The organism is Streptomyces sp. NPDC099050 (genome assembly GCF_044759865.1).
In the GTDB taxonomy this organism is placed as follows: Bacteria; Actinomycetota; Actinomycetes; order Streptomycetales; family Streptomycetaceae; genus Streptomyces.
Map to the genome: position 1 here is coordinate 195,946 of NZ_JBIWAE010000013.1, position 13,495 is coordinate 209,440.

A 13,495-nucleotide genomic window follows, 5' to 3' on the forward strand; every position below is an offset into this window, starting at 1 on the left:
GTCAGATCCGCTCGGGTACAGGATTCCCCGCCGCCTTCACGGCGCGCCGCACCGGCACTCGGGCGAGCAGCACGAAACCCAGTGCGAAGAAGACCACCAACGAGATGATCGCGTCCCGGTAACTGCCCGTGACCTGGTACGTCAGCCCGAAAACCAGGGGGCCCACCCAGCTCAGCCCCCGGTCGCTCATCTCGTACGCCGAGAAGTACTCGGCCTCCTTGCCCGCCGGGACCATGTGCGAGAACAGCGAACGCGACAGCGCCTGACTGCCGCCCAGCACCAGTCCGATCATCGCGGCGAGTGCGAAGAACCACACCGGGGTCCGGGCCGGCAGGAAGTACCCGGCGGCCAGCGTCACGCCCCAGGCCACCAGCGATCCGAGAATCGTCCGCTTGGCGCCGTACCGGACGGCCAGCCGGCCCATCCCCAGCGCACCCGCCACCGCCAGGATCTGCACCAGCAGAACGGCCACGATCAGCGTGGACTGATCCAGCTCCAGCTCCTCGGAGCCGTAGACGGAGGCCTGGGAGATCACGGTCTGCACGCCGTCGTTGTAGATCAGGTACGCCAGCAGGAACGACAGGGTCAGCGGGTAGCGCCGCATGTCCTTCAGCGTGGCCACGAGCTGCTTCCAGCCGCTGACCGGCGGACCCTCCCCGGGCTCCCGGACCACGGCCCGGTCCCGGAGCCGGCGCAGCGGGACGATCGTGAAGGCGCCCCACCACAGCCCCGCCGAGGCCAGGCAGATCCGTACGGCCTCGCCCTCGGAGAGCCCGAAGGAGTCGTGGCCCTGGTAGAGCACCAGGTTCAGTACGAGCACGAAGGCGCCCGAGGTGTACCCGAAGGCCCAGCCGCGCGAGGAGACGCTGTCCCGCTCCCCGGGGGTGGAGATCTGCGGCAGATAGGAGTTGTAGACCACCACGGAGCACGACAGCGAGGCGTTCGCGACGATCAGCAGCAGCCCGCCCAGCAGGTACCGGTCGCCGCCCAGGAAGAACATCCCGGCGGTGGCCGTCGCGCCCGTGTACGCGGCCGCCGCCAGCAGCGGCTTCTTGCGGCCGGTCCGGTCGGCCAGGGCGCCCACCAGCGGCATGATCAGGACGGCCACGATCACCGAGGCCGACACGGTGTACGCGAAGTACGAGCCCGCCCGCACCGGGATGCCCAGCGGGTGGACGTATCCGTCGGAGTCGGCGGCCGCCTTGGCCACCGCCGTCAGGTACGGCCCGAGGAACACCGTGAGCACGCTCGTCGAGTAGACCGAGCTGGCGAAGTCGTAGAAGTACCAGCCGTGCTGTTCGCGCTTGCGCGCCGCCGCCGCGGCCTCGGCCCCGGCGGCCTCCGGTCCGCCGTCCCCGGCCCCCGGTTCCGCGTCTTCCGTCGTCCGCGCACTCATCGGTGCCCCCTCGCTGGTCCCCGTACCGCTTCGGCCGCCGCCACCGGGCGCGCAGCCGTTCGGGCCGGTCAGGCCCAGGCTCCGCGCCGGTCCAGCACCGTGCGCAAGATGTCGATCCGGTCGGTCATGATGCCATCGACGCCGAGGTCCAGGAGGGCCTCCATGCGTTCCGGTTCGTTCACGGTCCACACGTGCACCTGGAGCCCCCGCTCGTGGGCCGCCCGCACGAACCTGCGGTCCACCACGCGGATGCCCGCCTGGGTCTCCGGAACCTGCGCCGCCACCGCGCCCGCGCGCAGCGCCGCGGGGATCGCGAGCGACCGCAGCCGCAGCCCGACCACCCCCGCGACCCCGTAGGAGGTCGCCAGCCGGGGGCCGGCGATCTTCTGGGCCCGGGCGACCCGGCGCTCGGAGAAGGAGCCCACGCACACCCGGTCCCAGACCCCGGTCCGCGCGATCAGGCCGACCAGCGGGTGCACGGCGGACTCGTCCTTGATGTCCACGTTCCACCGGGCGTCCGGGAACTCCTCCAGCAGGTCCTCGAAGAGCGCGAGGGGCTCGCTCCCGCCGGCCCGGACCTCGCGGATCCGGCTCCACGGCAGCTCCCGGATGCGGCCCCGCCCGTCGGTGATCCGGTCCAGGGTGGCGTCGTGGAAGGCGACCAGTTTCCCGTCGGCGCTGGCGTGCACGTCGGTCTCGAAGTACCGGTAGCCCGCGGCGGCGGCCCGCCGGAAGGCCGCGGCGGTGTTCTCCAGCCCGTCCGAGGACCCGCCGCGGTGCGCGAAGGGGATCGGACCGGGGTGGTCGAGGTAAGGGTGGGGGAGGCGTCCGTGTGTCACCGCGGCAGTATGCCCCCTGCTCCCGCCTGCGCGGGAGCGGCCCGGTGGCCGCCCGGTGAACGGCCCGCCGGCTCAGGCCCGCAGCGCCCGGGAATCGAGGCCGGAGCACACGCAGGCGGTCCGGTGGCCCGGGGCGGAGTGCTACCGGGCCACCGGGCCGGGGTGGACCGCCGCCGGCGAGGAGCGGGCGCGCCGTGTCAGGTCCGGGATGCCGCGGGGAGGAGGTCGAGGGGCATCCTCCGGACGCTGCAGGCGGGCCCGATCCCGGGGCCTCCCTGCTTCGCGCGGGGCGCTCCGTGGCACCCTGGACCCCGCAGAACCAATCCAATGCCGGCCCCCGCGGGCCGGCAGGGGCCAATTCGACGAAGGTGGACCGGACGACATGGCGCAGTGGACCTCGGCCGTCGGTGCCGCACAGCTCGGCCGGCTCATCACCTCCCAGCAGGGCCGGACCGCCCCGCCCGGCGGGCGCAAGCTGCCCGCGTACCGCACGCTCGCGGACGGGATCCGCCTGCTCGTCCTGGAGGGCCGCATCCCCGTCGCCGCCCGCCTCCCCGCCGAGCGGGAGCTGGCGGTGTCCCTCTCCGTCAGCCGCACCACCGTCGCCGCCGCCTACGAGGCCCTGCGCGGCGAGGGGTTCCTGGAATCCCGCCGGGGCGCGGGCAGCTGGACCTCCGTGCCCGCCGGCAACCCCATGCCGGCCCGCGGCCTGGAGCCGCTGCCCCCCGAGTCCCTCGGCTCGATGATCGACCTCGGCTGCGCCGCCCTCCCGGCCCCCGAGCCCTGGCTCACCAAGGCCGTCCAGGGCGCCCTGGAGGAACTCCCGCCGTACGCCCACACCCATGGGGACTACCCGGCCGGCCTGCCCGCGCTGCGCCGCATGCTCGCCGACCGCTACACCGAGCGCGGCATCCCGACCATGCCCGAGCAGATCATGGTCACCACGGGCGCGATGGGGGCCATCGACGCCATCTGCAGCCTCTTCGCGGGGCGCGGCGAGCGGATCGCCGTCGAATCCCCGTCCTACGCCAACATCCTCCAGCTCATGCGCGCCGCCGGGGTCCGCCTCGTGCCCGTCGCCATGGGTGAGGGGCTGACCGGCTGGGACATGGACGTCTGGCGCCAGGTCCTGCGGGACTCGGCCCCCCGCCTCGCCTACGTGGTCGCCGACTTCCACAATCCGACCGGGGCCCTGGCCTCCGACGAGCAGCGCCGCGCGATGGTGGAGGCCGCCCGCTCGGCCGGCACCGTCCTCGTCGCCGACGAGACCATGGTCGAGCTCCAGCTCGACCCGGCGCTGGAGATGCCCCGCCCGGTCTGTTCCTTCGACCCGGCCGGCTCCACCGTCATCACGGTCGGCTCCGCCAGCAAGGCCTTCTGGGCCGGCATGCGCATCGGCTGGGTCCGCGCGGCGCCCGACGTCATCCGCAGCCTGGTGGCCGCGCGCGCTTACGCCGACCTGGGCACGCCCGTGCTGGAACAGCTCGCGGTGGACTGGCTGATGCGCACCGGCGGCTGGGAGCGGGCCGTGGAGATCCGCCGCGACCAGGCCCGGGAGAACCGGGACGCGCTGGTGGCGGCGGTCCGCAGGGAGCTGCCGGAGTGGGAGTTCCGGGTCCCGCTCGGCGGCCTGACCCTGTGGGCCCGCGCGGGCGGGCTCTCCGGCTCCCGGCTGGCCGAGGTGGGGGAGCGGGTGGGCGTACGGGTCCCCTCGGGACCCCGGTTCGGTGTCGACGGGGCCTTCGAGGGATACGTCCGGCTCCCCTTCACCGTCGGCGGCCCGGTGGCCGAGGAGGCGGCGGCCCGGCTGGCCGCCGCGGCCCGGCTGGTGGCCACCGGAGCGGGCGGCGGCGGGGCGGAGCCGCCGCGCACCTTCGTCGCGTAGGAGCGGAAGCGGGAACAGAAGGGTCTACGGGGCGTCCGCCGGGACCTCGGGGATCTCCGAGGCGTCGATCGCCGGGCCCTGCGCCTGGGCGGGCGGCTGCACGATGTGCAGCGGCTTGCCCAGCGTGACGTGGTCCGGGGCCGGCTTGGGCGGCGCCTGCCGCTCGGGCAGCAGGTCCAGTACCGCCTGGCGGTGTCCCGGGTGGGTGGCCTCGTCGTACGGGTCCGGCGTGGCCGGGACCTGGAGCCGGTGCACGGGACCGGCGCCGAGCCGGGCGTACCCGCGCCCCGGCGGCAGTACGGCCGTCGGCGTGGTGTGCGGGGGCAGTCCCAGCACATCGGCGATCTGCTGGATCGTGGCGGCTCCGAGCACCACCCGGGCCCGCGTGTGCTGCCAGACGTAGTCGCCCAGCAGCTCCAGGTGGTCGAACTGCTCGGCCACCACCACGGTGACGTGCGCGGCGCGCCCGTGCCGCAGCGGCACCTGGAGCTGCGCGATCGGGTCGGGGGCGCCCTCGGCGGCGGCCAGGTGGGCCAGCACGCTGGGCCGGTCGAGCAGGATCCACAGCGGACGCCGGGTGTCCTCGGGCGCGGGCCGGCCGGCTTCGCGGGCCCGGTGGGTGGCGATCAGGCGCCGCTCGGTCTCGCGGGCGGCCCATTCCAGGGTGGCCAGCGCCCCGGTCGGCCCGCATTCCACGGCGAGGACGCCGGCGCGGCCGGAGAGGCAGGAGTACTCGCCGGTGCCGCCGCCCTCCACGATCAGTACGTCACCGCCGTGCCGCAGGGCCTGCAGGGCGATGGAGCGCAGCAGCGTGGACGTCCCGCTGCCGGGCTGGCCCACGGCGAGCAGATGGGGTTCGGCGGAGCGGGATCCGGTGCGCCAGATGACCGGCGGCACGTCCCGGGGCCCGTCCCCGTCGAGGACGGGCAGGGTGCGCTGCACGCTGCCGGGGTCGGTGAAGCCGAGCACGGTCTCACCCGGGGAGGTGACGAAAGGCTGGGCGGCGATGCCCGTGGGCAGCGCCGCCAGCACGCTCAGGTCGAGCTGGTTGCCCTCCTCGTCCCAGTCGAAGAGATACTCCCGTCCGCGCCCGGACTTGGCGTGCAGCAGTGCCTCGATCCGGGCCCGTGACGCGGCCTCGCCATCGGTGAAGTAGGCCGGGTAGCGGATGTGGAGCCGGGTGACGCGGCCCGCCTCGTCGAACTCGTAGCCGCTGAAGGCCTTGTCCCACTCCCCGCCGTGGGCGTAGAGGGGGCTCGGGTCCTCCGGGATGGAGAAGTACGGCACGAGTGCTTCGTAGAGGGAGCCGAGCCGTTCGGTCTCGGCATCGCTGGGTCCGGTCTTCACCGGGGTGCGGTCGCGTCCCTGCCAGGCCGCCGCCGCCATGAGGGTGATCAGGGCGGTGAGGGGGCCATAGGGGATGAGCGCGACCACGAGGACGCAGGCGGCCCCCAGGAACAGCGCGGGACCACGCTTGTCCTTGGGGGTGTCGCACCATTTGCGCCGCCCGGCCGAGGCCAGGACTCGCAGGCCGCGCCCGATGGTGAGGAGCGGATGGAGGACGTCCGTGGCGCTGTCGGCGGCCGTGCGAGCGAAGTCGCGGCCCCGGGTCAGCGACACGGTGCCGCTGCTGAGAATGCGGGGAAGTGGGCGCCGGGCCACGGGCGTCTCCTGGAGTTGTGGATGCTTCGGGTGGGTGCCGGGGCCGGGCGCTAGAGCTTGATCCCGCCGAGAAGGCTCGCGAGGCTCGCCGTGCTCGCCGTGATGCTGGGGGCGATGGCGGAGCCGGCGAGGAAGAAGCCGAAGAGCGCGCACACGAACGCGTGCGTCAGCTTCATGCCGTCCTTCTTGAAGAACAGGAAGCAGATGATGCCGAGCAGGACGACACCTGAGATGGACAGGACCATGAGTCAGCTCTCCTGGTGGGTGGGGACAGTCACCATCAGTTCTTCCAGGCTCACAGGAAGTATCAATGCGATAAAAGGTGCATACGGGTGAATCCAGCAATTTTTCACTTGACCGGCCCATCCCGGCTGGCGCGCCTGGCGGGTTGGGTGCATGCGGGCCGCAAGGTGATCATTGCCTCGGCCCGCGCCTCTCATGTGCAGGTCCGGGCGCTACTCTGGCGCTTCACCCGTACGGACGCAGTGCCGTGCGCAGCCCTGCCCGTGAAAGGCGGTACGACCGATGAGTGAGCACGTCGAGAACGGCTCCCAGGACTCCCGGGCCCCTCAGGCCCCTCAGGCATCCCAGGACTCTCCGGGCGTTCCTCCGGGCGTTGCTCCGGGCGTTCCCGACGAGGACGTCATCGAGCTGGCCACCAAGATCTTCGACCTTGCCCGCAGGGGTGAGACCGAGGCCCTCGCCGCGTACGTCGACGCGGGCGTCCCGGCGAACCTCACCAACGACCGCGGCGACACCCTCGTCATGCTCGCCGCCTACCACGGCCACGCCGAAGCGGTCGCGGCCCTGCTGGCCCGCGGAGCCGAGGCGGACCGCGCCAACGACCGCGGCCAGACCCCGCTCGCCGGGGCCGTCTTCAAGGGCGAGGAGGCCGTCATTCGCGCACTGCTCGCCGGCGGAGCCGACCCGGACGCCGGAACGCCCTCGGCGGTGGACACGGCCCGCATGTTCGCCAAGGCCGACCTGCTGGAACTTTTCGGAGCCAAGTAGTCCGCTTCTGGCCGGTCCCTGCCCGGTCCCTGCCCGGTCCCTGGCCGGTACTTGGCCGGTTCTTGGCCGGTTCTTCGGCCGGTCCAGACCTCACGGGTTGGTCACGGCGGCCTTAAATGTGGTCGCGGCGCACAAACCGCCTGGGTCATCATGGCGTCGGATTCGATTCGCGGACAGGACGGACGGGCAGGAGCGGGCAGGACACAACGGGTGTCCGACCCCCACTCCTGCCGGGGGACCGCCGCCCTGGCCGAGAAGCACCGACGAGAGTGAGAAGGCAATGGTCTACATCGAGCGGAACCTGACGGCGGACGTCCTCACATGCTGTTACGCGGCCCTGTGAATTCCGATTCCCGGTTGCGTCCCCAGCTTGATTTGAGGCCATTCCCATGTTCGAACCAGTCATAGCGCCGAGCGGCACCCTGCTCGGTCTCCTCCAGCGCGGCCGCGGCGACGGCACGCTGCACGCACTCGCGGCGCCCAGGGCCGAGGCCCTCGCGGCGCTCAACCACTGCGTGGCCGGCGATCCGCGCCAGGACTGGCAGGTCGAGAACCGCTCCCTGTACTACGCACGCTTGTACCTGGATCTCGACGGCCCCCTGGGCGAGATCGAGGCCCACCTCTTCAGCGTCGACGACCTGCTCGACGAGGACGACCACCGCACGGGCCTCGCCCTGTCCGTCCTGGGCCACCTGGCCTCGTACGGCCGGGACGACGCGCTCATGCTGCTGCGCCGGTACGCCGCCACGGGTGCCAACTGGGCCTGGGCCCTCGACGAGCTCGCCCTGCGCGACGACGACGAGGGACTGCGGTCACTGGCCGCCCCCGTCCTCGCCCGCTTCCCCGCCACCCCCGAGGGCGAGGCGCTGCTCGCCGCCGCCGTCCGCGACGCCTACGAGCCCAGGCCCTGGTGCCTGTGGGAGGAGGCGGCGCAGCCCAACGAGTACGCCGAGCGGCTGCGCGCCGCCCGGCAGCAGGGCTCCTTCGACCGCTGGCAGCGCCAGCTCACCCCGCGCGGCCCCCAGCCCGGCTGGGGCGTCCAGGCCGTCTTCGACTGGGCCGCCGACGGACTGCGCAGGGGCACCCCCCTGCACGTCCCGGCCGCCCGCTGCCTCGCCGCCGTGGCCACCCCCGAGGACCGCTCCGCGATCCTGGCGGCCGCCGCCGGCGCGTCCGGCGAGGCCGCCCGCGCCACCGCGCTGCACCACCTGGTCCTCGCCGAGCCGGAGAACCCGGCCGTACTGGACCTCATCGAAGCCGCCGGCGACGAGCCGGCCGTAGCCGCCTACGAGCGCATGTGCGGCCCCGCCGCCGTCGAACGGGCCCGGCGCTGGGTCCAGCGCCCCGACGCCCTCGGAACGGCCGCGGCGACCCTCCTGGCCGCCCGGGGCGGAGCGGGCGACGCCGCCCTCGTCCTCGGAGCCCTCCGCTCCACCGTCCGCGGCTCCGGCCCGGACGCCACCCCGCTGTTCACCCTGGTCGACGGAGCGGGCCGGCTCCGCATCGCCTGCGCCGCCCCCGTCCTGCGCCACGTCTACCGCGAGACGGCCTCCTCCGCCCTGCGCGGCCGCGCCGCGCGCGCCTTGGCGGCGACGGACCCCTCCTTCGCGGCCGGCTTCGCCGTCGAATGCCTCTGGGACTGCGAGGAGACCACCCGAGAGGTGGCCGCCCGCCATGCGGAAACGGCCGACGCCCGAGTCGCCCCGCGCCTACGCCGCCTGGCGGCAGACCCGGCGGAAGAAGAAGACGTCCAGTCGGCCGTCCGAAGCCGCATGACCCCGGAGTCAACGGTGTAACCCCCACCCCCGCCGGCGTCACCCCGGCGGGGCTGCACCTGCCAGCCCCGCCGGCGCTTGGGTTTTTCAGCCGTCCGGCGCTTGAGGACCGGGGTCCGGGGCGGGAGCCCCAGAGGGGTCCCAGAGGGGTCCCAGAGGGGTCCCAGAGGGGTCCGGGCACAGCCCGGTACCCCTTCCCCGCCCGTCCGGCGTCAGAGCCGAACGAACCGCACCGCACACCCCGGCCCCACCTGCGCCACCGCGTCGAGTGCGGCCCCCGCCACCACCCCCACCACCGGATACCCCCCGGTCACGGGGTGATCGGCGAGGAACACCACCGGCTGCCCGTCCGGCGGCACCTGCACCGCACCCAGCACCATCCCCTCGCTGGGCAGCTCCCGCTCAAGCTCCCCGCCCCCCGCCCCACCCCGCGCGCGCACCAGCGCCGGCCCCTCCGTGCGCAGCCCGATGCGGTTGGACGCGGCCGAGACCCGGTACGTCGCCCGCAGCAGCCGCCCCGTCACCGATTCCGCCGTGAACCAGTCGGCCCGCGGCCCCAGCCGCAGCGGCAGCACCAGCTCCGAAGGCGGACCCGGCGCCGCCAAAGCATCGACCCCGGCCACCGGATCCGGCCCGGCCGCGCCCACCGGCAGCAGCGCCCCCGCCGCCAGGACCGGCGGGCCGAGCCCCGACAGCAGATCGGTCGAGCGACTGCCCAGCACCGGCTCGACCGCGAAACCTCCCCGCACCGCGACGTAGCCGCGCACCCCCGACTCCGCCCGGCCCACCTCCAGCTCCGCCCCGGCGCGCAGCAGAACAGGCGCGCCCCAGGCCGCCGGGCGCCCGCAGACCCGTACCGCGCACGGCGCCCCGGTGACCGCCACCGTCACCGCGCCGCCCACCGCCCGCAGCCCCACGCCGTCCACGGTCGTCTCCAGGACGGCCGCCCCGGGCGGATTGCCGAGCAACCGGTTCGCCAGCCCCCGCGCGCCCGAGTCGAGGGCCCCCGACCGGGGGACGCCGAGGTGGGCGTACCCGGGCCGCCCCAGATCCTGGACGGTGGTCAGCGCACCCGCCCGCACGACCTCCAGCCCCCTCACAGCGCGGCCCCCGCTCCGACCGGGGCGAACCGCACTCGCGCCCCGGGCACGAACAGCGCCGCCGGCTCGCGTGCCGGGTCCCACAGCACCGCGTCGGTGGACCCGATGAGCTGCCAGCCGCCGGGGGAGGAGCGCGGGTAGACCCCCGCGTACTCGCCCGCGAGGGCCAGCGAGCCCGCCGGTACCGCCGTACGGGGCGTCGCGCGCCGGGGCAGGTGGAGGCGGGCGGGGAGTCCCGTGAGGTAGCCGAAGCCCGGGGCGAAGCCGCAGAACGCCACCCGGAAGGTGATCGCGCCGACGATCCCGGGCACCTCGCCGGGGGCCACCCCCCACAGCCCGGCCACCTCCGCCAGGTCCGGGCCGTCGTAGCGCACGGCGACCGTCACCGGGGGCGGCCCGTCGGCCGGCGCGAGCGGGGGGATCCGCCAGCGGGCGATCCGGGCCGCGAGGGCGCGCGGCTCCCGTACCCCGTCCAGCAGGACGGTCCGCGCCGCCGGCACGATCTCCCGTACGCCGTCCAGCTCGCCCGCGTCCCGGCGGCGCAGCAGCTCCGCGTGGAGCGCGGCCACCTCCTCGGCGGAGTCCACTTCCAGCAGCAGCGCGTCGGCGCCCGCCTCCAGCGCCCTCACGCGAAGGCCTCCACCCGGACCCCGGCCCCGCCGAGCGCCCCGCGCACGCGCCGGGCCAGGTCCGCGGCGCCCGGGGTGTCCCCGTGCAGGCACAGGGAGCGCGCGGCCACCGGGATCCGGGAGCCGTCGGCGGCCGTCACGGCGTGCCCGGCGGCCATGTCCACCGCGCGGGCCACCACCGCGTCCGGGTCGTGGACCACGGCGCCCGGCTCGCCGCGCGGTACGAGGGTGCCCGCCGGGGTGTAGGCGCGGTCGGCGAAGGCCTCCGGGACGCCACGCAGCCCGGCCCGCTCCGCCGCGTCGAGCAGCAGCGAGCCGGGCAGCCCGAGCACCGGGAGCCCGCCGGGACCGGCCGCGAGCAGCACGCCGGCCACCACGGCGCCGGCCTGGTCCTCGTCGCGGACGGTGCGGTTGTAGAGCGCGCCGTGCGGTTTCACGTAGGACACCCGGGACCCGGCGGCCCGCGCGAAGACCTCGAGCGCCCCGATCTGGTAGGCCACCTCGTCGGCCAGCTCACCGGCCGGCACGTCCATGGAGCGGCGGCCGAAGCCCGCCAGGTCCCGGTACGAGACCTGCGCGCCGATCCGTACCCCGCGCGCGGCCGCCAGCTCGCAGACGCGGCGCATGATGGACGGGTCGCCGGCGTGGAAGCCGCAGGCGACGTTGGCGCTCGTGACGACGGACAGCAGGGCCTCGTCGTCGGTCAGTGTCCACCGTCCGAAGCCTTCGCCGAGGTCGGCGTTGAGATCGATCACGGGTCCGGCCGCCGGGGTGCCCGGCGTGATCATGGAAGCCATGCGGTGAGCGTAGAACAGGCCGCGGACCCCCTGCGGGCGGCCGGTCGGGAGGATCGGGCGAACCATCCCGTTTGGGATGTTGTCAGGGTCAGCGCCTAGTCTTTGTCCGTGACTCTCCCCGCCCCGGCGAAGACCCTTCCCTCCCCGGCGTCGGGCCCGGCCGCCGACGAGGGCCTGGCCCGGCGGCTGCGCGCGCTCGCCTGCACCGCCCCGCTCCACGACCTCGACGTGCGCAAGGCCAATCTGGCCGGCGAGTACGGGGTCTACGCGATGGCGGAGGTCGCGCTCGCCGCGATCGACCTGGTCACGCTCAACATGGACTTCGACACCGGCGCGGACCACGAGCAGATAGTGGCCCGCCTGCTGCCGCGCGTCGCCGCCCAGGCGCCGGCGCGCCCCGCGGCCGAGCACGAGCGGGTGGCCCGCTGGGTGCTGGAGAACCTGATCAACGTCGGCAGCGTGGACCGCGGATTCCGCGCGATCTACGGCACGTTCGGCCCGGACGGGGTGTACGTCCGCCGCGACTACGACTTCAAGCTCATCGAGGAAGTCCCGGGATACGGCGGCGCGGTGTACCTGCGCACGACGGACGAGGCCGTCAACGTCCTGGTCGGCGCCCTCGACACGGACGTCACCAGCGCGCAGATCGCCGCCGAGGTCAAGCTGGAGGTGCTGATCAGCCGGGGCCGGCTCGCCGACGCCCAACTCGCCGCCGAACAGGCCCGCTACCGCACCGTCCAGTACGCCGAGACCCTGCGCCGCACGCTGGACGCGACCCGGCGCAACGTGCGGGCGGTGGACTGGCTGGTGACGGTCCCCGACATGATCGCGGAGGCCCTCGATCACGTCGCCGACCGCTACCGCCACGAGAACGCGATCCTGACCAACATCCGCAAGGCCCGTGACGAGGCGGAAGAGCCGGACAACAAACGGCGCGCCGCCGAACTGGTCGACATCGTCAAGGACTGCATCCGCCGCCACACCCAGCTCCAGTCCCGGCTCCTGGACGCCGGACCGCTCTTCCGCGCCGAACAGGACCGCCAGGCCTTCGCGGCCCCCGCGCCGCGCTCCGGCATCGACCTGTACGGACAGCTCGTGGCCCCCACGCTGCCGCTTCCGGTCGCGTCGGCCATCCGGGTCACGGACGCCTTCTTCGCGTCGGGCGCGGGCCTGCGCACCCCCGTCTCGGTCCGCGTCGCGGACCTGGTGGAGATCCTCCTCACCCCGCCGGTGGAGCGTGAGCACCTGGGTCTGGAAATGCCGGAGCCGGACCTGATCGCCACCCCGGACGACAGCCGCTTCAGCGAGGAGCAGCTCGCCGCCGCGATGACACTCCTCGAACTCCCGCACGACGCCCCGCGCCGCCTGTCCGGCCTCCTGGCGGAGGCCCGCCGCTCCGACCCGGACCTGCCCTACCTGGTCGCCCTGCTGGCCGTCCACGCCGCGAGCCCGGCGGTGGGCACGGCGTACCGCCAGGGCGAGGAGCGGCTCCTCTTCGCGGTGGACGACGGCACGGAACTCGAGGACCCCGAATTCGGCGGCGCGGACCTGATCGTCGGCACCGCCCTGCTGGACGCGGCAGCCATGACGGCGGACCGCACGGAGGCGGCATGACCCGGCCCATGCCCTCGCCCTGGCCGGGCGACGAACCGGGCCCCTGCGGAGCCGTCCGCTACGGAGCCGTCCGCTACGGTGCGGCTCCGTACGGTGCGGCCTCGTGTGGTGCGGCCTCGTGTGGTGCGGCTCCGTGTGGTGCGGCCTCGTGTGGTGCGGCTCCGTGTGGTGCGGCTCCGTGTGGAGTGGCCTCGTGTAGTGCGGCCTCGTACGGAGCGGCCCCGTGGGGAGCAGCTCCCCACGGAAGGGCCCTGCACGGAAGGGCCCCGTGTGGACCGGCCCTGCAGCGAGCGGATCCCCGCGGTGCGGGCCGTACGCATGCGCACCGCCATGCGGCCATGCCGGGCGGTTCTGCCGCGCGGGGCGCCGGCCGTACGGTCCCGCTCGGTCGAGGCGTTGCTTCGAGCTCCGTTCGTACGGCCGCGTCCGGCCGGGGCCGGGAACTTGCCCGGGTGGACGGCCGAGCGGCCATGGTCCTCGGCGGCAGCATCCCTGAGGCCCGTCGCCCCGCACCCGACGGGGCCCCGGCCCCGAACGTCGTCCAGTGCCCGGGTGTCCCGTCCCCGACGCGGGTGACGACCCCCGTCACCAGGGCGGAGCCCCTGGTGACACCGTCCCACCCGGGGGTGTGGGGGCTCGCCCCTGCTTTCGGGAAGGGGCGGGGTGGGGGAAAACTCCTTGCTGCCGGGCCTGCCGGGCCTGCCGGGCCTGCCGGGCCTGCCGGGCCTGCCGGGCCTGCCGGGCCTGCCGGGCCTGCCGGGCCTGCCGGGCCTGCCGGGCCTGCCGG

General features: G+C 74.7%; 11 protein-coding genes. 4 read left to right on the top strand and 7 right to left on the bottom strand.

The genetic code is table 11. The annotated features are described in order from the left end of the window. Position 1: 1 nt before the first annotated feature. Complete coding sequence (locus ACIQV3_RS22955; protein WP_403714540.1) at positions 2-1,396, bottom strand: MFS transporter; 1,395 nt, start codon at positions 1,394-1,396, stop codon at positions 2-4. Positions 1,397-1,464: 68 nt separating this feature from the next. Next, complete coding sequence (locus tag ACIQV3_RS22960) at positions 1,465-2,235, bottom strand: glycerophosphodiester phosphodiesterase (RefSeq protein WP_403714542.1); 771 nt, start codon at positions 2,233-2,235, stop codon at positions 1,465-1,467. Between the two features lie 382 nt (positions 2,236-2,617). Between ACIQV3_RS22960 and ACIQV3_RS22965 the strand changes: the two genes are divergently transcribed. Next, on the top strand, positions 2,618-4,120 hold the full coding sequence (locus ACIQV3_RS22965; protein ID WP_403714544.1) for a PLP-dependent aminotransferase family protein: 1,503 nt from the start codon (positions 2,618-2,620) through the stop codon (positions 4,118-4,120). 24 nt (positions 4,121-4,144) lie between these two features. Here ACIQV3_RS22965 and ACIQV3_RS22970 read toward each other — a convergent pair whose 3' ends face one another. Then, positions 4,145-5,782 (bottom strand): hypothetical protein, encoded by a 1,638-nt coding sequence (locus ACIQV3_RS22970; RefSeq protein ID WP_403714546.1) that lies wholly within the window; start codon positions 5,780-5,782, stop codon positions 4,145-4,147. A gap of 50 nt (positions 5,783-5,832) precedes the next feature. Further along, positions 5,833-6,027 carry a hypothetical protein gene (locus tag ACIQV3_RS22975; protein WP_007262923.1) on the bottom strand — a complete coding sequence of 65 codons (195 nt, stop codon included), beginning with the start codon at positions 6,025-6,027 and terminating at the stop codon, positions 5,833-5,835. 280 nt (positions 6,028-6,307) lie between these two features. Here ACIQV3_RS22975 and ACIQV3_RS22980 point away from each other — a divergent pair, with 280 nt between their 5' ends. Both ACIQV3_RS22980 and ACIQV3_RS22985 read left to right on the top strand, forming a co-directional pair. Next, positions 6,308-6,793: an ankyrin repeat domain-containing protein gene (locus tag ACIQV3_RS22980; protein WP_403714548.1), complete on the top strand. Its 486-nt coding sequence runs from the start codon at positions 6,308-6,310 to the stop codon at positions 6,791-6,793. Between the two features lie 389 nt (positions 6,794-7,182). Continuing rightward, a complete protein-coding gene (locus ACIQV3_RS22985; protein WP_403714550.1) occupies positions 7,183-8,589 on the top strand; it encodes a HEAT repeat domain-containing protein in 1,407 nt (468 codons plus the stop codon). 191 nt (positions 8,590-8,780) lie between these two features. Here the strand turns inward: ACIQV3_RS22985 and ACIQV3_RS22990 are convergent, their stop codons facing one another. The 3 genes from ACIQV3_RS22990 to ACIQV3_RS23000 are packed head-to-tail and all read right to left on the bottom strand — an operon-like array spanning position 8,781 to position 11,094. Then, positions 8,781-9,668: a biotin-dependent carboxyltransferase family protein gene (locus tag ACIQV3_RS22990; protein WP_403714552.1), complete on the bottom strand. Its 888-nt coding sequence runs from the start codon at positions 9,666-9,668 to the stop codon at positions 8,781-8,783. After that, positions 9,665-10,297, bottom strand: a complete 633-nt coding sequence (locus ACIQV3_RS22995; protein WP_403714554.1) for an allophanate hydrolase subunit 1 — start codon at positions 10,295-10,297, stop codon at positions 9,665-9,667. Before ACIQV3_RS22995 ends, ACIQV3_RS22990 begins: the two co-directional genes overlap by 4 nt. After that, positions 10,294-11,094: a LamB/YcsF family protein gene (locus ACIQV3_RS23000; RefSeq protein WP_403714556.1), complete on the bottom strand. Its 801-nt coding sequence runs from the start codon at positions 11,092-11,094 to the stop codon at positions 10,294-10,296. Before ACIQV3_RS23000 ends, ACIQV3_RS22995 begins: the two co-directional genes overlap by 4 nt. A gap of 108 nt (positions 11,095-11,202) precedes the next feature. Here ACIQV3_RS23000 and ACIQV3_RS23005 point away from each other — a divergent pair, with 108 nt between their 5' ends. Further along, positions 11,203-12,708: a hypothetical protein gene (locus ACIQV3_RS23005; RefSeq protein WP_403714558.1), complete on the top strand. Its 1,506-nt coding sequence runs from the start codon at positions 11,203-11,205 to the stop codon at positions 12,706-12,708. Positions 12,709-13,495: the final 787 nt, after the last annotated feature.

Bases quoted from the DNA above. Each gene is read 5' to 3' on its own strand.
- ACIQV3_RS22975 (WP_007262923.1), bottom strand. From the start codon at position 6,027: ATGGTCCTGTCCATCTCAGGTGTCGTCCTGCTCGGCATCATCTGCTTC.
- ACIQV3_RS22955 (WP_403714540.1), bottom strand. From the start codon at position 1,396: ATGAGTGCGCGGACGACGGAAGACGCGGAACCGGGGGCCGGGGACGGC.
- ACIQV3_RS22965 (WP_403714544.1), top strand. From the start codon at position 2,618: ATGGCGCAGTGGACCTCGGCCGTCGGTGCCGCACAGCTCGGCCGGCTC.
- ACIQV3_RS22985 (WP_403714550.1), top strand. From the start codon at position 7,183: ATGTTCGAACCAGTCATAGCGCCGAGCGGCACCCTGCTCGGTCTCCTC.
- ACIQV3_RS23000 (WP_403714556.1), bottom strand. From the start codon at position 11,094: ATGGCTTCCATGATCACGCCGGGCACCCCGGCGGCCGGACCCGTGATC.
- ACIQV3_RS22980 (WP_403714548.1), top strand. From the start codon at position 6,308: ATGAGTGAGCACGTCGAGAACGGCTCCCAGGACTCCCGGGCCCCTCAG.